The sequence below is a fragment of the Mangrovimonas futianensis genome (genome assembly GCF_021245805.1).
Lineage (GTDB): Bacteria > Bacteroidota > Bacteroidia > Flavobacteriales > Flavobacteriaceae > Mangrovimonas > Mangrovimonas futianensis.
On the sequence record NZ_JAJJNF010000003.1, the window covers coordinates 124,467 to 146,690 of the forward strand.

Below are 22,224 nucleotides of genomic sequence, written 5' to 3' on the forward strand. Positions count from 1 at the left end.
CTTGTCTGAATTTTTAGAAGGAAGTAATTGTTTTTCTAATAGCTACCAAGCGGGTAAGTAGGCCTTCCAAATTGTCTAAATGCAACATATTTGCTCCATCGCTTTTGGCGTTTGCCGGATCAAAATGGGTTTCAATAAATAAGCCATCCACATGATTTACAACAGCAGCTCTTGCTATTGTCTCAATCATATCTGGTCTGCCTCCAGTAACACCTTTAGTCTGGTTGGGCTGTTGCAAGGAATGTGTAACGTCCATAACTACCGGGGCATAGGTTTTCATAGTTGGAATACCTCTAAAGTCAACAATCATATCTTGATAGCCAAACATGGTTCCTCGGTCGGTGATCCATGCTTTATTACTACCCGTATCCTTTACTTTTTGAACGGCATGTTTCATCGCTTCAGGACTCATGAATTGTCCCTTTTTAAGGTTGACAACTTTGCCTGTTTCCGCCGCAGCTACCACCAAGTCTGTTTGGCGAACTAAAAAAGCGGGTATTTGAAGGACATCCACATATTCCGCAGCCATTTGGGCATCACTATTTTCATGGATATCTGTAATGGTTGGTATATCAAAGGTTTCAGAAACCTTTCTTAAAATTTTCAAAGCTTTCTCATCACCAATACCTGTAAAACTATCAATACGACTTCTATTTGCTTTCTTAAAGCTACCCTTAAAAACGTAAGGAATCTCAAGCTTGTTGGTTATTTCAACAATTTTTTCGGCAATTCTTAACGCCATCTCCTCGCCTTCAATGGCGCATGGGCCTGCCAATAAAAAGAAATTGTCGGATTGGGTATGTTTTATTTGAGGGATCGTTTCCAGGTTCATTTTATTAAAATGATAAAGATTTTTTACAAAGATAGGTAATTAGTATAATCTATACTACCTCCTAAAAATTTGAAATTTTTCAATCCAATTTGTCACCCTATATGCTTCTTAAGTTGTCTTTAAATTAGTTAATAAAAAAATAAACATTAATGAAAACAAAATTACTTTATTTACTTCTGTTATTTCCTTCTTATAAGCTTGTCGCTCAGTGTGATGTCCAATCATCTATAACCTTAAGCATTTCAGATACTAGTATCCCAGATTGTTGGGTTCTATTAGATTCTGGAAGCAATTCAGTTAATTTTAATGGTTTTTATGATGGGTTTGGTGCTGGGATGAACAACTTATTCACTTTAATTAGCCCTGAATTGGAGCCTGGAAATTATTCAGTAAGTCTTGCAGGTTGGTCTCAACCGGGAACATATATTATTTTAGATGCAGTCGCAAACCAAAGTCAAAATACTTCTGGTGATTACAGTTATTCTGATTATTCCAATTATGTATTGGCCAATGGAGGTGTTTTTGGAACTTCAGATCTTCCCAATCCAATTTCAATAAATATTACAAATAATAATAAGCATTTGATGCTTAGTTTTGTAGGGCCTTTACCAACTTCTGCATATTTATCTGAATTAATTGCAACCTCAGAATCTTTAGGGGTTATGGAATTTGATGCAGAAGATACATTTAGAATTTATCCAAATCCAACGAACGGTATTGTTAATATTGATTTATTAGGAGGTCAAGATATTCTGGATGTTCAACTTTTTAATGTTTTAGGAAAAAAGGTATATCAAGAAAAAAAATCAGGTCAATTAAATTTGAATAGTCTTAAATCTGGTGTTTATTTTGCTCGGATACAGACGAAGAATAGGACTGTCCTAAGGCGAATAGTTAAAAATTAAAAAAAAAAGGTCTTCTAATTTAGAAGACCTTTTTTTTAAAAGCTCTGCCTTAAAGCATTTTTAATCATCCAAACAGCCATCACAAAATTGGTCAGGACAAAGAAACCTCCGTAGAAGAAATATTCCTTAAGACCATAAGAAAGCTGTATGACATGTAGTTTATCTGAAACATATGCAATAATCATGTAGGATGAAAGACAGGCAAATGTGATACCCAATAAAGCATTTAGTTTTTTATTTGGCTTAACCAATTGCCATAAAAAAGGTACCCCTGCTAAAAGGATGGGATAAGCTATCAATCCTTCAGCTCTATTGATGGAGGTGAACCAAAAGGCAATAACCGTTATATAATAGAGATAGGGGATGAACTTGGCGTATTTGTTAATTAAATTCATAAGGGTTTGTTTAAAGGTTTACATGATTTGGTTGATTAGTAAACACTTTATATGTGAACGAAATATAACAATCCATATTTTCAAGGGGAAAGGGTCTAACATATAATTAACTAAAAATTAGTAAATACCTGTCCAAGATGTTAAAATATAGCTTACCTTTGCGCGCTTAAAACAAGGCTTCACTTATGGCTAATATGAGAAACATTGCAATTATTGCACACGTAGATCACGGTAAAACAACTTTGGTAGATAAAATTATGTATCACTGTCAATTGTTCCGTGAAAATGAAAATACCGGGGATTTGATTCTGGATAACAACGACTTGGAGCGTGAAAGAGGAATTACCATTACTTCAAAGAACGTTTCTGTTGTTTACAAAGGAACCAAAATCAATATTATTGATACTCCTGGTCACGCCGATTTTGGGGGTGAGGTAGAACGTGTTCTTAATATGGCAGATGGTGTACTTTTGTTGGTTGATGCCTTTGAGGGGCCAATGCCACAAACACGTTTTGTTTTGCAAAAAGCCATTAGTCTAGGATTAAAGCCTTGTGTAGTCGTTAATAAGGTTGATAAGGAAAACTGTACGCCAGATGAAGTACATGAAGCCGTTTTTGATTTGATGTTTGAATTAGGGGCAGAAGAATGGCAGTTGGATTTCCCAACTGTATATGGATCGGCCAAGAATAATTGGATGAGTGAAGATTGGAAAAATCAAACCTCAAACATTGAACCGTTGTTAGATATGGTTGTGGAGCATATCCCAGAACCAAAAGTAGATGTTGAAGGTACACCGCAAATGTTGATTACTTCTTTGGATTTCTCTTCATTTACAGGACGAATTGCCATTGGTAGACTTCAACGTGGAATGCTTAAAGCGGGAATGCCTGTTTCTTTGGTGAAGCGTGATGGAAGTATTACCAAATCACGTATTAAGGAGCTGTTTACATTTGAAGGTCTTGGAAGACTTAAGGTTGAGGAAGTGACTGCTGGAGATATTTGTGCTGTGGTTGGTTTGGAAGGTTTTGAAATTGGTGATACGATTGCCGATTTTGAAAATCCTGAAGGATTGAAATCTATTGCCATAGATGAACCAACAATGAGCATGTTATTCACTATTAATGATTCACCTTTCTTTGGAAAAGACGGAAAGTTTGTAACCTCTCGTCACATTAAGGATCGTTTGACTAAGGAATTAGAGAAAAACTTAGCCTTGAGAGTTCAAGAAACAGATAGCGCCGATAAGTTTATGGTTTTCGGACGTGGGGTATTACACTTATCTGTTTTGATTGAAACTATGAGACGTGAAGGCTACGAACTTCAAATTGGTCAACCGCAGGTAATTATCAAGGAGATTGATGGTGTAAAGTGTGAGCCCGTTGAAGAAATGACTATTGATTTGCCAGAGGTTGTATCTGGGAAAGCCATCGAATTGGTGACCATGAGAAAAGGGGAGATGCTAAGTATGGAGGCCAAAGGAGAACGTATGGTTTGTGAGTTTATCATTCCTTCAAGAGGTATCATTGGTTTGAGAAATCAAATTTTGACAGCTACTGCCGGGGAAGCTATTATGGCGCACAGATTTAAAGAATATCAACCAATAAAAGGTGGTATTCCAGAAAGACAAAATGGTTCTTTGGTTTCTATGGAAACAGGTACAGCGATTCCTTACTCTATAGATAAACTTCAAGATAGAGGTAAATTCTTTGTTGATCCGGGAGAGGATATTTATGAAGGACAGGTAATCGGAGAGAATTCCCGTCAAGATGATATGGTTGTCAACGTGACTAAAACCAAAAAATTAAGTAACGTGCGTAGTTCTGGTGCCGATGATAAAGCTCGAATTGTTCCTGCTATTAAATTTTCATTGGAAGAAGCTTTGGAATATATCCAGAAAGATGAATATGTAGAGGTGACACCAAACCACTTACGTATTAGAAAAATCCTATTAAAGGATGTTGATAGAAAACGAAGTAAAGCGATATAAATTTAAAAAAGCCAACTCTAAGGAGTTGGCTTTTTTATTAAGGACTTCTTCTTTGTTAATTTGATTTCTTAAAAGGGCAATGTCTAATTTTTACTTTCTTGTTTCTAGAATATTAAGAGAGAAGCTGAAAAATAAAACGAAACGGTATTTGCATTTTTCCAATTTATGACTTGAAAGGGCTTTGTCGAATGCGTAAAGACAAGGATCTAATTGATCTATAAACAAAAATGTTGGTCGAAAATAAATATTAACTTTATTTTTACGTTGAATTCTCTAAAAACTAAACTTTATTTTTTCAGTTGTAATTTATAATTCAAGATTCCAGAAAACATGGGATCAATTCGTTTCGAAAGCAAAAAATAGTACTTTTTTGTTTTATCGAGACTTTATGGATTATCATCAGGATAGGTTTAAAGACCATTCCCTAATGGTTTTTAAAGGGGATATTCTAATTGCTCTCCTTCCAGCCAATATTTTGGGTGATGTGCTTTATTCTCATCAGGGGCTCACCTACGGTGGTTTAATTTACCATCATAAATTAAAATTTCATCAGGTTATAGACATATTTGCTTCAGTGCTGCAGTATTGTGAAGCTAAAAGAATTAAATTTTTGGAACTTAAAATGCTTCCTTCTATTTATTCTGAATACCCGAATGAAGAACTTTCGTACTTGATGTTTTTATTGGACGCTCAATTGCTAAGAAGGGATTCTTTATCTGTTCTGAATTTACAGATTCCATATAAATACTCTAAAGATAGAAGAGATGGCATTAAACGAGGTTTTAAAAATGAACTTCAAATAGTGGAAGATGATGTGTTTGATGACTTTTGGAACACCATACTTATCCCAAACCTGAAAGGAAAACATCAAGCGAAACCGGTGCACACCTTGAATGAAATAAAGTCCTTAAAGAAAAAATTTCCTGCTCAAATTAAACAGTTCAATGTATACCATAATAATAAATTGGTTGCTGGAACCACTATTTTTATATCGAAACTTGTCGCTCATTCTCAGTATATTTCGGGGAATCCAGATAAAAATAGTTTGGGTAGTTTGGACTTTTTACATGATTATTTATTGAAAAACGTATTCCAAAACAAATCCTATTTTGACTTTGGAATTTCAAATGAAAGTCAAGGAAGACATGTCAACCAAGGTTTGCAATATTGGAAAGAAGGTTTTGGGGCTAGAACCATTACTCAGGATTTTTACAGGGTTGACGTGACAAACCATTCTAAACTGAAACAAGTTTTAATATGATCAAGTTTTTAGATCTTCATAAACTGAATGCTCGTTTTGAAACGGAATTTCAGGAAAAATTCAAGTCTTTTTTAGATTCGGGACATTATATCCTAGGTAAAGAAGTATTAAAATTTGAAGAAGACTTTGCGTCTTACTGTGGAACTAAATATTGTGTGGGTACAAGTAATGGTCTAGATGCTTTAATCCTAATATTTGAGGCATTAAAACAATTGGGAAAGCTGAAGGAAGGGGATGAGGTTTTAGTTCCTGCAAATACTTATATAGCGAGTATCTTAAGCGTTTTACATGCTGGTTTAAACCCAATTTTTATTGAGCCAGATTTGCATATTTATAACATTTCTCCCAATCATATTCTTGATAAAATAACTTCTAAAACAAAGGCTATTCTTGTTGTTCATTTGTATGGTCAATTAGCTGATATGAATCAAATAGGGCCCATTGCAGAAGCCAATGGATTATTGGTCATAGAGGATGCAGCTCAAGCACATGGGGCCCAAAATAAATTCGGTGTTAAAGCTGGTAATTTTGGAATTGCTTCCGGATTCAGTTTTTACCCGTCTAAAAATTTAGGAGCATTAGGTGATGCTGGAGCGGTAACAACCAATGATTTGGAGTTGAAAGAGGTCATTCGAAAACTTCGTAATTACGGAAATAAAGAAAAGTACATCAATCAATATGCTGGATTCAATAACCGTTTGGACGAATTTCAAGCTGGTATTTTAAATATTAAATTGGCCACTTTGGATGCAGATAACATAAGAAGAAGGCAGATTGCAAAAAGGTATCTTAAAGAAATTAATAATGAAAAACTGGTACTACCCCAATACGATGGTTCTGAAAATCATGTGTTTCATGTGTTTGTGGTGATGGTAGATCATCGAAAAAATTTCATTGAGTATTTAAAAAATAGTAATATTGAATCCTTAATCCATTATCCCATTTCCCCTTCAGAACAGGAAGCTTTTCTACAATTTCAAGAATTGGAATTGCCTTTGACCAAATCCATTCATGAGAGAGTGGTAAGTTTGCCCATAAGTCCAGTTCTTGAAGAGAATGAAATTGATTATGTTATTAAAACCATAAACCATTACTAGTTGAAAAAGTTTGTAGAGTACATTAATAACAATGTATTGGTAAGGGTTGCCTCATTAAATTCTGCCTCGGTAATTACTCGAATTATTGCTGGTTTTCTTACTTCTAAAGCCATTGCCTTGTTTGTAGGAGCAGAAGGTTTGGCTTTGATAGGTAATTTTAGAAATTTTGTTGGGACGTTGCAATCCTTCTCTATTTTAGGGCTTTATAATGGTGTAGTAAAGTATGTCGCTGAGTTTAAGAATAACACCAAGGAGCTCAGTAAAATGTTGTCTACGGCCTACTATATGGGTTTTATGTCCACTGTGCTTTGTGGGTTTTTGTGTTATTTCTTTTCAAATGAAATCAATAATTACCTTTTTCCAACTTATAATGATTACGCCTATATCATAAGAATTTTTGCCTTGGCTTTGCCATTTTATTCTTTGAATATGTTTACATATTCTATTTTAAATGGTTTTTCAAAGTTTAAGATTCTTATTATCATCAATATAATTGGGCAGATTTTGGCTGCTTCCATTACTTTATTATTGATTTATCAGGAAAGAATAGACGGGGCTCTCATTTCAGTAGCTATTTCTGAATCCCTTATTTTTCTTATTACGCTAGTTGGTATTTCTAATCAAAGGTCTTTGGCACCTCTTTTAAAGTTGAGTCATTTCAGATTAGATTTCGTAAAAAAGTTAAGTTCTTTTTCAATAATGAAAATATTTTCGGCTATGGCGCTGCCTTTAGTCGCTATAGCAATCAGAACTTATTTAATAGATCATGTAGGTTTTAAAGAAGCAGGTTTTTGGGAAGCGATGAACCGGATTTCTAAATATTATTTAATGTTTATTAGCTCATTAATGTCTCTTTATATCCTTCCTAGATTTTCTGAAATTAATACCATCAAGGAATTTAGAACTGAGGTTTTTAATTTCTACAAAACCGTTCTCCCTATTTTTGGTTTAGGTTTGTTGGCTATCTATTTAATGAGGCATATACTGATAGCTGTTATTTTTTCAAGTGAGTTTAAACCAGTTGAAAGCTTGTTTCTATGGCAACTTTTAGGGGATTTTATCAATGTGTTATCTATAGTTATAGCATATCAATTTTTGGCAAAAAATATGGTTTGGCATTATTTGATAGTGGAGGCTTTTTCTGTTTCAATCCTTTATATTTCGAGTATTTTGTTTGTAGATATTTTTGGCGTTCAAGGAGCAGTGATAGGGCATTTTGTAACCCAAGTCTTGCATTTTGCACTTATTTTATTCATTTTTAATCATTCACTTTTTGGCGTATTACCAGAAGAGGAACTATTACAAGATGATAATGAGGATTTAGACCATGAAAATGATTAGGGATTTATGTTTAAAATTTAGGAAATTAAAATATTCCTTTTGGTCCAACAATAAGTTTGTGTCGGGAAGATTTAAGGGAAAGTATCCTGTTGTTTTCAGAGGTCAGGGAGAAATCATCATTGGAGAAAATGTACAGATGGGCGTGGTGAATTCGCCTTTTTATCATAATAGTTATGCCTATTTAGAAGCAAGAAACAAGGAAGCAAAGGTTGTTTTTGGTAACAATATTAGTGTTAACAACAATTTTTCAGCAGTTTCAGAAAAGAGAATTACCATAAATGACCACGTACTTATTGGGTTGAATTGTAAGATAACGGATAGTAACTTTCACGATTTGAATGCTGAAAAAAGAAAACAAACAGATCCTAGCCCACAGGAAGTAATCATTGATAGAAATGTATTCATAGGTAATGATGTGACTATTCTAAAAGGTGTTGTTATTGGAGCGAATTCTGTGATTGGGTCCAATTCTGTGGTGACCAAAAGTTTTCCAAATAATGTTATAATTGCGGGAAACCCGGCAAGTGTTATTGGTCAAGTTAAGTGAATAACTTAATTAGAATTCCATATAGCAACATAGTTTTGCGCAATTTTTTTATAATCGTGATGACTAACTATGAAATTTCTGGCATTCTTCGAAATTTCTAAAATTTTATCTGGATGCGTAACCAACCATTCTAATTTATTGAAAATTAGTTGGCTGTCAGGTAAAGCATTAATTGCAACTGTATCTTCTTCTAATTGGTAGTAATTTAACCATTCCTCCTCGGCGCCAGTAAAAACTACTTTGCCTTTAGCCATGGCTTCTAAGGCATTATAACCTTGGTCATAGGCATATACTTGGTCTAAGATGATATGGGCTTTGTTGTAGCTTTCAATATACTTTTGATAAGGAACATCTTCGGTTTGAATAATATCAATTTGGGAAGCATATTTTTCCCTTAGTAGCTCGAGAGCATTTTCGAAAATGTCATTTCCTTTTTTAAAATAGTTGCTTCTATTAACTCCGTGAAAAATAATTATTTTGTGAGATACGTCTAATTCGGTTTTTTTTATTGATTCAGAGTTAATGGGGTTTGGAATCATGCCAAGGTATTTAGGATGCCCTAAAAGAGGTATGTGGTAATCCATGTCTGTAGCAATAACTCCTGTGATATGGTTATAAATGAATTGATGTAACTGATATTGCTTTTTAGATATTTTTTTTAAGATAAATTGATAATAATTTTTTAATTCAGGTTTTTCAAAATAAGGAGTCAAAATGGAATATTTAAACTTTTGGTCATGGGCATATTTTACACTAATATAATCTGTACCGCAGGAAAGAAGAAATACTTTTCTATTGTTACTGAATATGGAATGAAGAAGCTTTTTTTCTAAAGTAGGTGTGGTTTTAATGCTGTTTTCATTGATGATTTGTACCACGTCAAAGTTTTTTAAATCAGGTAGAAATCTTTTAAATCTGCAATAGTGTTCAAGTGCAAATAAATCATAACCAAAAAACTTGTGTGTTACTTTGACTAGAGGTTTGAAGATTGGTTTGGATAGAAGTTTTACGCCATAATCTAAATCCACTGGGAAGTTTTTAAAACCATCAGAAGTCCCTGCTAAAGTAACTTCATGCCCCAGTGATATTAGACCTTCTTTCAATGAATTATGTAATCGGCTAAATTCTCCTATTAAAAGAATCTTCATTATCTTATTTTTGCCATAAATATAGTTGTTAATGATTAATCCAAACATAGAAGCATTCAATTTAGAAATTCTAATTTCTACAATGAATAGAAGTTCTTTGAGCTTTTTGGATGATATGTTTATTAATAATCAAGGTAAGGATTATAATATTTTAATTATTAACCAGACCTCACCTGATAATTTATTGATTTCCGAAATCGAAAAAATTAGGGTGGTAAATACATTTGAAAAAGGGTTGCCAGCCAGCAGGAACTTAGCCTTGAAGCATGCCTTAGGGGATATCTGTTTAATTGCTGATGACGACGTCATATATGCTAAAGATTTTGAAAAGAGTATTTTAGAATCCTATCAGGAAAATGAGAGGGCAGAAATGATAACTTTTCAAATGGAGGATGATGAGGGAAATTTGTTCAGGGATTATCCAAATAAAACCAAACACGACAAAAAAAGCATAAGCACAGCTAATTCTGTAGTGATTAGTTTTTTTTTGAAAGCAGTCAAAAATAAAGGAGTTAAATTTGATGAGCATTTTGGTATTGGATCAACCTTCCAAACCGCAAATGAATATGTTTTTTTACGGAACGCCCTCTCTGCCAACCTTCAAATTTACTATCAACCCAAAGTTATTTTGTCTCATCCAAAAATGAGTTCGGGTCAAGATGCAGGTAGTGATCGAATAGTTTATGCTCGAGGAGCTTTATTTTATAAATATTCTGGGTATTTAGGTTACGTAAGGATATTGAAATATTTGTATTTGGTATGGAGGAAAGGAGAGATTGAGGCCAACGAGTTTTTTAATAAGGTGAGCATGGGATTTAAAGGAATCAGAGATTTTAAAGGATTGGAAAAGAAATAAATTATCTTTTTAATAGTTTTATTTGGTATGAAAACATCACTTGAGGATATTAAAATAATGGAGGTCCCAAAAATAGCAGATACTCGTGGGAACCTTTCGGTTATAGAAAAGGATACCATTCCTTTTAAAATTAATCGGGTGTATTACTTATATGATGTCCCCAGTGACGCTTATAGAGGTGGGCATGCTCATAAAGAACAATTGGAATTTTTGATTGCGGTTAGCGGTAGTTTTGAGGTGATTTTAAATGATGGTATGGGCTCTAGGCGTGTGACTCTCAACAAACCTAATAAAGGATTGCTAATACCCACAGGTATTTGGAGAGAATTGGATAACTTTTCTTCTGGCGCTGTATGTTTGGTACTTGCGTCAGATGTGTTTGAAGAGGGGGATTATATTAGGGATTTTAATAACTTTTTGAAATCAAAAGAGGTTTAATTCATAATTTGGCACAAATAGCCTAATCGATATAAGTCAAATACAAATAAATTTGGATTGGACCCCTTCAAATTTTTCTCCAATTGAGGGTTAATCATTTTACTTAATTTACCATACAAAGTGTCAAAATGCATGGATTTTAAAAATTTATATGTTTTTAAAAGTGAATTTTGATGTTCTTTCATTTTATCAGTGCGCACCAAATATGCCAATGTTTCTACCGCTTTCTTGGTCTTTTCTAAAAAAAGGTCATTGGAATCTATTCCTAGATGATAAACCTCATTGTCTATATGTTTTATTTTTATTTGATGTTTTTTAAGTAGGGCTCCAAATAAATAATCCATGCCGTAAAGGTTGTCTTGACTGATATTTAAACCGTCTGTGTAAATATTCCTTTTTATCAAAAAGTTGGCTGAAATAATGACTTTGTAGGGCGTTTTATTCCTTATTGATCCAGGTACTTCTTCACGATTTTTTCCAAAAGTAATCCGAAGTTCTTTACCCGAACTTTCATAATTGCTTGTGTATGCAAATCCACCGAATATGGCCTCAAAATCTTCATTTATTAATTGGATGTAATTTTTTAAAAAGTCGTTGGACTTGGGAATAACGTCTGCGTCCAAAAATAGCAACCAATCAAATTGGGCTTTTTCAGCAAGTATTCGCCTTACTGAAGATCTACCTACATTCTCTTTCAAAGAAATGAAGGAGCTGTTTTTTAAATCATTTATTTTATGATTCTCACTATTTAACTCCGAATTTGAGCCATCGTCAATACATAATAACTCAAAGGGAATTTGTTCCTTTTCCGCTTGAGAAACAACATTAGAAGCCAATGGGAAGGCATTATAATGATATGTAGGGATTAAGATGGAAAGCATGAATGCATCTTATCTGAATTTAAATGTCGTATTCTTGAGGAATTTGTCTCTGTTCTAAATTCTGAAGCAAAAACAAAGGTATGCTTTTAACCAGCTGACGCCTTACGTTGAACCACTTCAAAAACTTGTCCTTCATCACATTTTAGTGTCTTACTAGGATATTTTAATAACAGAGCATAATCATGGGTTGCCATCAAAATGGTGTTTCCATTTTTGTTGATATCCTGCAGCACTTCCATCACTTCAATACTGGTTTGGGGGTCTAGATTACCAGTGGGCTCATCGGCCAAAATGAGTTCTGGGTTGTTCAATAAGGCACGCGCAATGGCGACACGTTGTTGCTCACCACCAGAAAGTTCATGAGGGAATTTAAAACCCTTGGTTTTCATTCCAACTTTGGCAAGTACCGTTTCAATTCTAGCAGAAATTTCTTTTTTGTCTTTCCAGCCTGTTGCTTTCAATACAAATTCCAAATTGCCGTTTACCGTCCTGTCAGATAAAAGTTGGAAATCTTGAAAAACGACTCCCAATTTTCGCCTTAAAAAAGGAATTTCTTTTTCCTTCAGTTGGCTCAAGTCATAATCTACAATGTGACCTTCTCCTTTGGTTAAAGGTAAATCACCATATAAAGTTTTCATCAAACTACTTTTGCCCGTTCCTGTCTTACCAATCAAATAGACAAAATCTCCTTTGTTGACTTCTACATTGACATCAGATAATACGAGATTGTCTCCTTGAAAAATAGAAACGTCCTTCAACTTTAATACGGGATTTGACATGTGCTAAACTTTAATTTTCATTTGTAAATGTATCACTAAAAACCAAATTAGAAAAACCAAAAGCTAAAAAGCATGACTGTCTGTTCTCCTTTGAAGACAAAAGCAAAACTTTAATAAATGTGTTTATAATTATCCTACTAATTCTACGTTATAGAAGTTAGATTAAATTATCTTTGATGGTGATAAAAACAAGTTATATGACGCGAAAAAGCATCCTTTTTTTCATTCTGACATTAAGTATTTCCCTACATATATATTCACAACAAACAGCAGCATATACCAGTGACTTGGTAGATTTCCAAAAAGCATTGTCCTTGTACAATAATGATCAATATTTGGCTGCTCAATCATTGTTTAAAGAAGTTAAAAATCAAGCTTCTACAGATGTGGTGAAATCTGATTGTGCTTTCTATATAGCCAATTGTGCAGTGAGGTTAAATCAACAAAATGCTGATCAATTAATGGAGCGATTTGTGGAGGAATACCCTACCAGTCCCAAGCGCAACACCGCCTATGTGGATGTGGCAGAATATTATTTCAACAATGCCAAATATGCCTATGCCAAGAAATGGTATGATAAAGTAGATGAGGGTTCTCTAGCGATTAATGAAAGGGAGAAATTCAATTTTAATAATGGGTATGTAGCATTTTCTACAAAAAATTATAACGATGCCAAATCATACTTGAGCAAGGTAGAAAACTCTAAAAAATATGGTGCTCAAGCCAAATATTATATTGGCTATATGGCCTACCAGGGCGATGATTATCAACAAGCCAATCAATATTTTGAACAGGTTGGAGATAATGAGAAATACAAAGAGAAGCTTTCTTACTATCAAGCCGATTTGAATTTTAAACTGGGCAAGTTTGAAGAAGCCATCAAATTAGCAAAGGAACAACTTCCCAAAAGCGATAGAAATGAAGTTTCAGAGCTTAATAAAATTATAGGCGAAAGTTATTTTAATTTAGAGCAGTATGATCAGGCGCTCCCTTATCTAACCCAATACCAAGGTAAGCGTGGTAAATGGAGCAATACCGATTACTACCAATTGGGCTATGCTTACTATAAACAAAATGACTTTGAAAAAGCCATTTCCGAATTCAACAAAATCATTGGAGGTAACGACTTTGTTGCTCAGAACGCCTATTATCATTTAGGGGAAAGTTATGTGGAGCAAGGTAAGAAGCAAGAGGCATTGAATGCTTTCAGAAACGCCTCTCAAATGGAATATGATGCTCAAATAAAGGAAGATGCCCTTTTAAATTATGCAAAAATCAGTTATGAGATAGGGAATCCGTATCAATCGGTTCCACAAGTTTTGGATGGCTATTTGAAATCCTACCCAGAATCGGCACATCGGGAAGAAGTTGAAACTTTACTTATTGATTCTTATATCACTTCAAAGAATTATGAAGAGGCTTTATTGTTGTTGGAGGGGAGAAGAAGTTTTGAAAATAAAAAGGCTTACCAGAAGGTTGCCTTTTACAGAGGATTGGAACTTTACAATGATGGGAATTATAAGGAAGCGCATGCCTTATTTGAAAAATCTGCCAAAGAGGCCATTGATGAAACTTTTACAGCAAGAGCTATCTTCTGGAAGGCAGAAACCGATTATCACTTATCCAATTTTGAAGAGGCTTTGATCGGATTAAAACAATTCAAGAGTATGTCTTCGGGAATTTCAGTTCCAGAGAGCCAAAACATTGATTACAATTTGGGCTACACCTATTTTAAGCAAAAAAATTATTCACAAGCATTATCTTTTTTCAATCAGTATATTCAAAGTAATCCTAATGATGCGGTTAGGTTAAATGATGCCTATTTAAGGTTGGGTGATGCCTATTTTGTTTCAAGTGATTACAACAAAGCTATCGATGCTTATTCTGAAGCCATCGCTATGAACAATGTAGATCCAGGGTATGCTTTTTTCCAGAAGTCTATCAGTTATGGTTATATGGGGAATGCTTCTAAAAAGATATCTGAAATGGAAACCTTTATTCAAAAGTATCCAGATTCCCCGCTTAGGGATGATGCCATGTATGAGTTGGGTAATTCCTATGTAAAGGCTGGAGAAGATGTAAAAGCAATAAAAATTTATGACCGCTTAAGAGCCGAGTATCAAATGAGTGCCTTTGTTCCTAAAGCGTTGCTGCGTCAAGGTTTGATTCATTATAATGCAGGGAAAAATGACTATGCCCTTGTGAAGTTTAAGGAAGTGGCAACTGATTATCCTGGCACACCAGAAGCAAATCAAGCCGTTTCGACTGCCCGTTTGATCTATATTGATATGGGTAAAGTTGAAGACTATGCCTCATGGGTGAGAACCTTGGATTATGTGGATGTTACTGATGCCGATTTGGATAATGCCACTTATGAATCTGCCGAGAAAAAATACTTGGATAACAAAACAGATGACACCATCCGTCAGTTCAATAAATATCTTAATGAGTTTCCTCGCGGAATGAATGCTTTGTCTGCCCATTTCTATTTGGCGCAATTGTACACCAAAAAGGAATTAGGCGAAAATGCCTTACCACATTACCAATTTGTATTGGAGGCAACCCCTAGTGAGTTTACCGAGGAATCATTATCTAGGGTTTCCCAAATTTATTTGGAAAAAAAGAATTGGGTGGAGGCCATACCTGTATTAAAAAGACTTGAAAACGAATCGAGTTTCCCTCAGAATATTGTTTTTGCCCAGTCAAACCTTATGAAGGCCAATTACCAGCTGAATAAGTATAACGAAGCGGTAAACTATGCAGAGAAGGTATTGGCTCAAAGCAGTATTGATAATAAAATAAAAAGCGATGCTCAAATCATCATAGCACGTTCGGCCATAAAGACTGGCAATGAGCAAAGAGCCAAAGCGGCTTATGCCGAAGTGGAAAAAACAGCTATAGGTGAGGCTGCTGCAGAAGCATTGTTCTATAATGCTTTCTTCAAAAATAAGGAAGGAGCCCATGAAGCTTCCAATGAGTCCATTCAAAAATTAGTTAAGGATTATTCAGGATATAAATATTACAGTGCCAAAGGTTTGGTTGTCATGGCCAAAAACTTCAATGAATTGGGAGATGCTTTTCAAGCAACCTATATTCTAGAAAGTGTTATTGAAAATTTCAAGGATTTTGAAGACGTGGTAGAGGAAGCTCAATCCGAACTTTCAAAAATCAAGAAAGAGCAAGCTAAAACAAATTCATCTATTCAACCCGAGGCAGGTAATTAATTTCATCATTTTTAAAACGATTCTATGCGTAAGCACATTCAAATTCTATACATATTTTTATTTTTAACGGTAGGAAGCCTTTGGGCTCAAGATAAAGACAATGATACTTTACAAACAGGGGTCATTAATGTTGTCAAACCATACACGCCATCTATTTCAGACGCTTTTAAGGTCAAGGAAACGCCTAATTTGGATGATGATGTCAATACAACCAAAAAGGATGTACAATACAATATTTTATCAGTTCCAGTAGCTTCTACGTTTACACCAGCAAAGGGAAAAGCCGCTACTTTGGAAAAAACAACCCCAGCCAAATTGTTTGATAATTATGCCACACTAGCAGGTGGAAGCTATACAACCCTTGTAGGTGATGTGTATTTAAATTATGCCTTAAGCAGGACAGATCATGTGGGTGCTTCTGTAAGCCATCATTCATCCCAAACCGGTATTGACGAAGCCTTATTGGATCATTATTTTTATGATTCTAAGATTGATTTGAATTATTCGAGATATTTACGGGATTTAACTTGGAATGTAGATGCTGGATTTATCCATCAAGTTTATAATTGGTATGGATTGCCACAACCATTTTTCACACCACTATCTGAGCAAAGTTCTCTTGGCGTGAGTCACACATTTTATGGTGGGAATATAGGAGGGGATATAGGCTTTGAAGATGGATATATTAAAACCGCAAAGGTGTTGTTAAGGCATTTTGGAGATAATAACGGCTCTGGAGAAAATAGATTCAATGCCAAAGTTTCAGGAGATGTGACTATCGGTGAGGCAGCTATCACTGCAGATATTATGTTTGATTATGTAGGAGGTTCTTTTGATAGAAATTATTGGACTTCCGATGAAATTAAATATGGGAATTTCAATATCGGGCTGGCACCTACCTACAGATTGATACAAGATGATTTAACACTTGATTTAGGGGTGAGTACTTATTATTTAAATGACTTTGAAAATGGTGGTAACAAGTTCTATATCTACCCGAATATTGAAGCTTCCTATCGTATTGTAAACGAAGTACTGATTGCTTATGGAGGAATTAAAGGAGGCTTGATCCAGAACTCATATTATGATTTTGCCCAAGAGAACCCATTTATATCACCAACGTTGAATATAATGCCAACCGATCAGCAGTATAATGCCTATGTAGGGTTACGAGGAAAGGTAAGCAATACCATGAGCTATACCATTTCTGGAGGTTATATGGCCGATAGAGGTAAAGCGTTATTCAAAAGCAACGAAGTTTTGGTCGTGGGCGCCGAGGAAGTTTACCAAAACGGAAATTCCTTTAATGTGGTTTATGACGATGTCAATACGTTCAATATTGGTGGTGAGCTGAGCGTGGATTTAAATAGAAACATTACGGTAGGAGTGAAAGCCGATTACTTTATCTACGGTACAGATGATCAAACCGAGGCGTGGAACTTGCCTAATTTTAAAGGCTCGTTGTTTGGGGATTTCCAAATAGACGAACATTGGTTTGCAGGTGCTAGCATGTTTTTTGTTGGAGAAAGAAAGGATGAGTTAGTATTTGCTAATTCTTTAGTGCCTATGGAGTCTTCGGTAGTTTCTTTGGATGGTTATTTTGATTTGAACCTACATGCTGGTTACCACATTAATGATCGTTGGTCGGTATTTTTAAAGGGTAATAATCTAGCGAGTCAAAACTACCAAAGATGGATGAACTTTCCCGTTCAAGGCATTCAAGTTTTGGGAGGCGTGACCTATAAGTTTAATTTTTAATAAAATTAGATTGTCGTTTAATCCTAAACGTTTTTGTCAGGGGTCAATGTTTTTAACTTTAATACACAAAGACAAACAATCAACATTTTCAACCAAGTCTTCGCCTTCTCCCCAAGAAAAAATATCTTGACTTATTACTTGGAATCCAAATCTAGAAGCTAAATGAGCAAAAATATCTGCTGACATAAAATTTCTCCAATGAGGTTTGGAAGTGTAATAAACCGTTGGTAAGTAGCCAGCATTAGAATGGTGAAAAAGAATTTTTCCTCCTTTGATTAAAACCCTATTGGCTTCTTTTAAATATTCAATTACATCAAGCATCTCAAAATGAACCATAGCGTCATAAGTGAAAACTGTTGTTTGTGAATTAGTTTCAATTCCTGTTAAACTATTTCCATTTGTAACATAATAGGATATTTTGCTCTCACTTGAAAATCGATTTTTGCAATATTCAATGTTATTTTGATTTATATCCAATAATGTAATGGATTTTGCTTTCTCCAAATAGAATTGCACATGTCTACCATGTCCACATGCGATTTCCACTATATGGGTGCAGTCTAATTCCTGAAATCTTTGGTAAAAAACAGTGTCTTCTTCCCAGAATTTATAAAGCCAGTTTTCCGCTTTATCATAATAGGCATGACCCTCCCACTCATCTCCAATTGTCTTAGTTACAGAATTTTTATTGGTCATAAAATCTATAAAGTCTTTTTTTGGAGGATTAGTGACCCAATTTATTTTTTCTTTATTTGTTTTATTTTTTTTTACTAAATGATTAAATAGTTGTTTCAGAGACATTGCACAAAAGATTGAAAATGAGTTATCAAGTAAAGAAAAAAAAATGAGTTTTATGTCATGGTTGAAATAAAATGTTTTGAGGTGCTTGTTTTAGCATTATAGAATAAGTTAATCCATTTTAACCTAATTCATTTCTTGTTCCTACAACTTTAAATCATAATTTCTATTTTTATGCTCCATAAAACTAACAACCCAATGAAAAAATTCGCCCTTTTGCTTGTTCTTTGTTTGGCACTATCCTGTCAAAACAAGGAAGAAGTAGATACCATAATTTTCAATGCCCAAGTGTATACGGTTAACCAAGATTTTGCCATTGCAGAGGCTTTTGCAATCAAAGACGGTAAATTTATTGATGTGGGAACCACCAAAAAGATAACCAATACATACCGATCCCAAAACACTATAGATTTAAAGGGTAAGCCTATTTTTCCTGGGTTAATTGATGCCCATTGCCATTTCTATGGTATGGGGATGAATCAACAAACCGTTGATTTGGTAGGAACACGAAATTTTGATGATGTCATGAAACGGGTTTTGGATTTCAATAACCAAACGCAACCGCGACAAATTGAAGCGAGAGGATGGGATGAAACCGACTGGGAAGATAAAACACTTCCAACCAATATGCTTTTAAACAGATTATTTCCTGATATGCCAGTTATACTTAGGCGAGTTGATGGACATGCAGCTATTTGTAATCAAGCTGCTTTAGACCTGGGTAAGATCACGGTCAATACCAAAGTTGATGGTGGTGAGATTGAGGTGAAGGATGGAAAGCTTACTGGAATTTTAATTGACAATGCGGTAGATTTGGTTTTAGACCAATGGCCACAGCCAACAGAAAAGGAAATTTTAAAAGGTTTGTTGGATGCGCAAGTCATTTGTTCAAAATTTGGATTGACGACTGTGGATGACGCAGGTTTGGAACCAGCAATTATTGATATGATTGACCAAATGCAAAAGGAGGGAAGCCTTAAAACAAGAGTTTATGCTATGGTGTCCAATAGCCCAAAGAATTTGGATCTTTATTTAAACAAAGGCATTTATAAAACAGACCGTCTTAATGTACGTTCCTTTAAGGTGTATGCAGACGGAGCGCTTGGTTCTAGAGGTGCTTTGTTGAGAGCCCCGTATCAGGATAAAGACAATCATTTTGGTTTGTTATTAACTCCAGTTTCAGAATTAACTGAAATTGCCGGTCGTATAGCCAAATCTGATTTCCAGATGAATACCCATGCCATTGGGGATTCTGCCAATCATTTACTTATAAATACCTATGAGAAGGCCCTAGAGGGACAGAATGATAGACGTTGGAGAATGGAGCATGCCCAAGTCATTGCCTCGGACGATTTTTCTAAATTCAATAACATCTTGCCTTCTGTCCAGCCTACGCATGCAACAAGTGATATGTATTGGGCAGAGGAACGATTGGGTGAGGAGCGAATTAAAGGGGCTTATGCTTATAAACAACTTTTGGATGCTTATGGTAAGATAGCCTTAGGGACCGATTTTCCTGTTGAGCAAGTGAACCCCTTCTTAACATTTTATGCTGCTGTTGGACGTCAAGATTTAAAAGGTTTTCCAGAAGGAGGATTTCAAATGGAAAACCACTTGAGTCGAGAGGAGACAATTAAAGGGATGACCATTTGGGCAGCTTATTCAAACTTTGAAGAAAACGAAAAAGGAAGTATAGAAATAGGGAAATTGGCCGACTTTGTCATTCTAGATCAAGATTTGATGACCGTTGAAGTTGCAAAGATTCCGCAAACAAAGGTTTTACAGACTGTTATTGGAGGTGAGGTGGTTTACGAAAGTGAAAGTTTGGCTAAATAGTCATAATGGTCACCTTCGGCTACCAATTCACATGTTAAACCTAGAGCAGTACACGCCGTATAAAGTGTATTGAAATCCAGATATAACCAGGTCATGGGAATTTCTTCCTGTCCTTTGTAGCTCAAGAAATAATCCAATTCACCATAGTAGTTGGCATGAGTGTCTATCCACAGACCACCATCTTCGTCTTCATACATATATTGTATATCTGATGAGTCAATAAGGATTTGTCCATTGGGTTTTAATAGGCTTTTTAAATGTTTCAAGTAAGTGGCCACTTGTGAAAGTTCCTTGAAAATTCCGGTTCCGTTCATGAGCAATAAGATGGTGTCATAGGTTCCGGTCTCAGCCAATATGTCTAAGTTCTCAACTGAGATGACACCTCTGGCCTTGGCAACTGTGACAGCTCCTAGAGAAATGTCAATGGCTTTGACCTGTAATCCCTTTTTTTGAAGGTAAAGACTATGGCTACCTGCTCCACAACCCACATCTAAAACAGTCCCTTTAGCTAGTTTCAGGGCCTTTTGCTCTAAAGCAGGCATGTCTTTAAAGCTTCTGAACAAATAGGGAAGTGGGAGTTCATCTTCGTCAGAAATGTTAGTCCAAGTAATCAAATCTTCTGTATAATTTCCGTTTTGAAAATCTAAAAGAGCTAGTCCAAAAATATCTTTCATGGTTATTAAAGAATCAGGTTTTTAGGCCTTGTCAAGGTTGTATATTAAAACACTATTTTTGTGTTATGGAAGAGGTCATTAAACATCTGCCAGAATTGGCCAAAGATAAGCATAAGGAAAATAAATCATTCTTTCAGAAGCTTAAAAAGAAGCCTCCAAAGGATCTGGATTATATCATGCAGGAATTGCATGAAGAAGAGTTTGAGCGAACGGACTGTCTGAAGTGTGCTAATTGCTGTAAAACCACTGGACCTTTGTTTACAGATAAAGATGTGGAGCGTATTTCCAAGCATTTCAAAATGAAGCCCCAGCAGTTCATTGATATCTATTTGCGTATAGATGAAGATCGGGATTATGTACTGCAGCAGGTTCCCTGTACCTTTTTGGGAGCAGATAATTATTGCTCGATTTATGAGGTAAGACCAAAGGCTTGTAGAGAGTATCCACATACCGATCGGAAAAAGTTTCAGCAAATATCTAATTTGACCTTAAAGAATGTGGCCATTTGTCCTGCAGCTTTTAATATTGTTGAAGAAATGAAAAAGCGAATAAAGTAAATGATAAAACCATGAGAAAGGTATTAACAATTTTGATGTTCTTGGTTTGCTTTGTTGGACAATCACAAGATTGGATGACCAACTTAGAGATTGCTGAACGGTTGGCCTTATTTCAGAATAAATTGTTGTTGGTTGTATGGGAAAATGCCTTTTATCAAAAGACACCTGCCATACTTTATAACGAGCAAGGGAAAGAGGTTCTTATAGAAGACAGTTACAATTCTCCCGTTATAGATAGTCTTGTGTGGGCCCATTTTGTACCTGTTGTTTTAAGTGAAGATGCATATCCAGATTTGTACGCCAAGATTAAGGATAGATCCTATGATTATATTCAGAAATTCAATGATGATAGTATGAAAATTATGGATGTCAATGGCAACATTCTTAACAAAATGGATGAAGATGTTTATTTGACTAATCTTTCCAAGTTCATAGGTAAATATGCGTTGGATGTGTCACTCATAAAAAATGAATACATTAATTACAGACAGGAAAAAAACTTTTATTCTGCATTTTATTTGGCAGCCAAGTATATGGATTTTGCCTTTTTTCTTAAGGAGGATATCAGACCAGAAGTAACCGATTTATCTTTGATTTATCTGGAGGAGGCTCTGGAATTTTTGAACGGAATTCCCGATGAAGAAGATAAAAAGGTCATGCTGGAACGAATTGAGCTACTTGAAATACAATCCTCGCTACTGACCAATAAACCTAAAAAGGTGTTGAGGCAGTTGAATAGAATTGATACAACTGAATTGGATAAAGCCAATGAAAAATTGCTCGCTTTTTTGTACTTTTCGGCTTACAGAATGTTAAATGATGAAGATAATGCTTCTCAATGGCGCTCGAAGATGTCGATGTTAGACTTAAAAAAGATCATGCAATTAATTAATCATACAGACAATTAAT

20 protein-coding genes are annotated in these 22,224 nt (G+C 35.1%); 13 read left to right on the forward strand and 7 right to left on the reverse strand.

Going from position 1 to position 22,224, the window contains the following annotated elements; all coding sequences use genetic code 11:
- Window positions 1-13: 13 nt before the first annotated feature.
- Window positions 14-832: a 3-deoxy-8-phosphooctulonate synthase gene (gene kdsA / locus LOK78_RS05880; RefSeq protein ID WP_232634310.1), complete on the reverse strand. Its 819-nt coding sequence runs from the start codon at window positions 830-832 to the stop codon at window positions 14-16.
- Between the two features lie 149 nt (window positions 833-981).
- Here kdsA and LOK78_RS05885 point away from each other — a divergent pair, with 149 nt between their 5' ends.
- The gene (locus LOK78_RS05885) at window positions 982-1,737 is read left to right on the forward strand and encodes a T9SS type A sorting domain-containing protein (protein WP_232634311.1); all 756 of its coding nucleotides are present in this window, start codon (window positions 982-984) and stop codon (window positions 1,735-1,737) included.
- Window positions 1,738-1,772: 35 nt separating this feature from the next.
- Here LOK78_RS05885 and LOK78_RS05890 read toward each other — a convergent pair whose 3' ends face one another.
- Complete coding sequence (locus LOK78_RS05890) at window positions 1,773-2,132, reverse strand: hypothetical protein (RefSeq protein ID WP_166959293.1); 360 nt, start codon at window positions 2,130-2,132, stop codon at window positions 1,773-1,775.
- Window positions 2,133-2,317: 185 nt separating this feature from the next.
- Between LOK78_RS05890 and typA the strand changes: the two genes are divergently transcribed.
- The 5 genes from typA to LOK78_RS05915 all read left to right on the forward strand — a co-directional run bounded on the left by typA (window position 2,318) and on the right by LOK78_RS05915 (window position 8,366).
- A complete protein-coding gene (gene typA, locus LOK78_RS05895) occupies window positions 2,318-4,120 on the forward strand; it encodes a translational GTPase TypA (RefSeq protein ID WP_166959295.1) in 1,803 nt (600 codons plus the stop codon).
- Between the two features lie 388 nt (window positions 4,121-4,508).
- A complete protein-coding gene (locus LOK78_RS05900; RefSeq protein ID WP_232634313.1) occupies window positions 4,509-5,381 on the forward strand; it encodes a GNAT family N-acetyltransferase in 873 nt (290 codons plus the stop codon).
- On the forward strand, window positions 5,378-6,478 hold the full coding sequence (locus LOK78_RS05905; protein WP_232634315.1) for a DegT/DnrJ/EryC1/StrS family aminotransferase: 1,101 nt from the start codon (window positions 5,378-5,380) through the stop codon (window positions 6,476-6,478). Before LOK78_RS05900 ends, LOK78_RS05905 begins: the two co-directional genes overlap by 4 nt.
- Window positions 6,479-7,819 (forward strand): O-antigen translocase, encoded by a 1,341-nt coding sequence (locus LOK78_RS05910; RefSeq protein ID WP_232634316.1) that lies wholly within the window; start codon window positions 6,479-6,481, stop codon window positions 7,817-7,819.
- 58 nt (window positions 7,820-7,877) lie between these two features.
- The gene (locus LOK78_RS05915; RefSeq protein WP_232634317.1) at window positions 7,878-8,366 is read left to right on the forward strand and encodes an acyltransferase; all 489 of its coding nucleotides are present in this window, start codon (window positions 7,878-7,880) and stop codon (window positions 8,364-8,366) included.
- Window positions 8,367-8,371: 5 nt separating this feature from the next.
- Here LOK78_RS05915 and LOK78_RS05920 read toward each other — a convergent pair whose 3' ends face one another.
- Window positions 8,372-9,514: a glycosyltransferase family protein gene (locus LOK78_RS05920; protein WP_232634318.1), complete on the reverse strand. Its 1,143-nt coding sequence runs from the start codon at window positions 9,512-9,514 to the stop codon at window positions 8,372-8,374.
- A 31-nt stretch (window positions 9,515-9,545) separates the two neighbouring features.
- Here LOK78_RS05920 and LOK78_RS05925 point away from each other — a divergent pair, with 31 nt between their 5' ends.
- Together LOK78_RS05925 and LOK78_RS05930 are read left to right on the forward strand one after the other, a co-directional pair.
- Window positions 9,546-10,370: a glycosyltransferase family 2 protein gene (locus LOK78_RS05925; protein ID WP_232634319.1), complete on the forward strand. Its 825-nt coding sequence runs from the start codon at window positions 9,546-9,548 to the stop codon at window positions 10,368-10,370.
- A 27-nt stretch (window positions 10,371-10,397) separates the two neighbouring features.
- Window positions 10,398-10,808 carry a sugar 3,4-ketoisomerase gene (locus tag LOK78_RS05930; protein WP_166959307.1) on the forward strand — a complete coding sequence of 137 codons (411 nt, stop codon included), beginning with the start codon at window positions 10,398-10,400 and terminating at the stop codon, window positions 10,806-10,808.
- Here LOK78_RS05930 and LOK78_RS05935 read toward each other — a convergent pair.
- A complete protein-coding gene (locus LOK78_RS05935; protein WP_232634320.1) occupies window positions 10,805-11,689 on the reverse strand; it encodes a glycosyltransferase family 2 protein in 885 nt (294 codons plus the stop codon). The two genes, LOK78_RS05930 and LOK78_RS05935, sit on opposite strands and share 4 nt — an antisense overlap.
- A gap of 86 nt (window positions 11,690-11,775) precedes the next feature.
- Window positions 11,776-12,468, reverse strand: a complete 693-nt coding sequence (locus LOK78_RS05940) for a cell division ATP-binding protein FtsE (RefSeq protein WP_053972328.1) — start codon at window positions 12,466-12,468, stop codon at window positions 11,776-11,778.
- A gap of 197 nt (window positions 12,469-12,665) precedes the next feature.
- Here LOK78_RS05940 and LOK78_RS05945 point away from each other — a divergent pair, with 197 nt between their 5' ends.
- Entirely contained in the window at window positions 12,666-15,692 is a 3,027-nt protein-coding gene (locus LOK78_RS05945; RefSeq protein ID WP_232634321.1) for a tetratricopeptide repeat protein, read from the forward strand.
- 24 nt (window positions 15,693-15,716) lie between these two features.
- Entirely contained in the window at window positions 15,717-17,450 is a 1,734-nt protein-coding gene (locus LOK78_RS05950; RefSeq protein ID WP_232394431.1) for a TonB-dependent receptor, read from the forward strand.
- Window positions 17,451-17,486: 36 nt separating this feature from the next.
- Here LOK78_RS05950 and LOK78_RS05955 read toward each other — a convergent pair whose 3' ends face one another.
- On the reverse strand, window positions 17,487-18,251 hold the full coding sequence (locus LOK78_RS05955; protein ID WP_232634322.1) for a class I SAM-dependent methyltransferase: 765 nt from the start codon (window positions 18,249-18,251) through the stop codon (window positions 17,487-17,489).
- A 195-nt stretch (window positions 18,252-18,446) separates the two neighbouring features.
- On the opposite strand from LOK78_RS05955, the gene LOK78_RS05960 reads away from it, so the two are divergent.
- Window positions 18,447-20,084, forward strand: a complete 1,638-nt coding sequence (locus tag LOK78_RS05960; protein ID WP_232634323.1) for an amidohydrolase — start codon at window positions 18,447-18,449, stop codon at window positions 20,082-20,084.
- Here LOK78_RS05960 and LOK78_RS05965 read toward each other — a convergent pair.
- Entirely contained in the window at window positions 20,057-20,758 is a 702-nt protein-coding gene (locus LOK78_RS05965; RefSeq protein WP_232634324.1) for a class I SAM-dependent methyltransferase, read from the reverse strand. The genes LOK78_RS05960 and LOK78_RS05965 overlap by 28 nt on opposite strands.
- 65 nt (window positions 20,759-20,823) lie before the next feature.
- Here LOK78_RS05965 and LOK78_RS05970 point away from each other — a divergent pair, with 65 nt between their 5' ends.
- Both LOK78_RS05970 and LOK78_RS05975 read left to right on the forward strand, forming a co-directional pair.
- Entirely contained in the window at window positions 20,824-21,315 is a 492-nt protein-coding gene (locus tag LOK78_RS05970) for a YkgJ family cysteine cluster protein (RefSeq protein WP_232634325.1), read from the forward strand.
- An 11-nt stretch (window positions 21,316-21,326) separates the two neighbouring features.
- Window positions 21,327-22,223 carry a hypothetical protein gene (locus tag LOK78_RS05975; protein ID WP_232394425.1) on the forward strand — a complete coding sequence of 299 codons (897 nt, stop codon included), beginning with the start codon at window positions 21,327-21,329 and terminating at the stop codon, window positions 22,221-22,223.
- Window position 22,224: the final 1 nt, after the last annotated feature.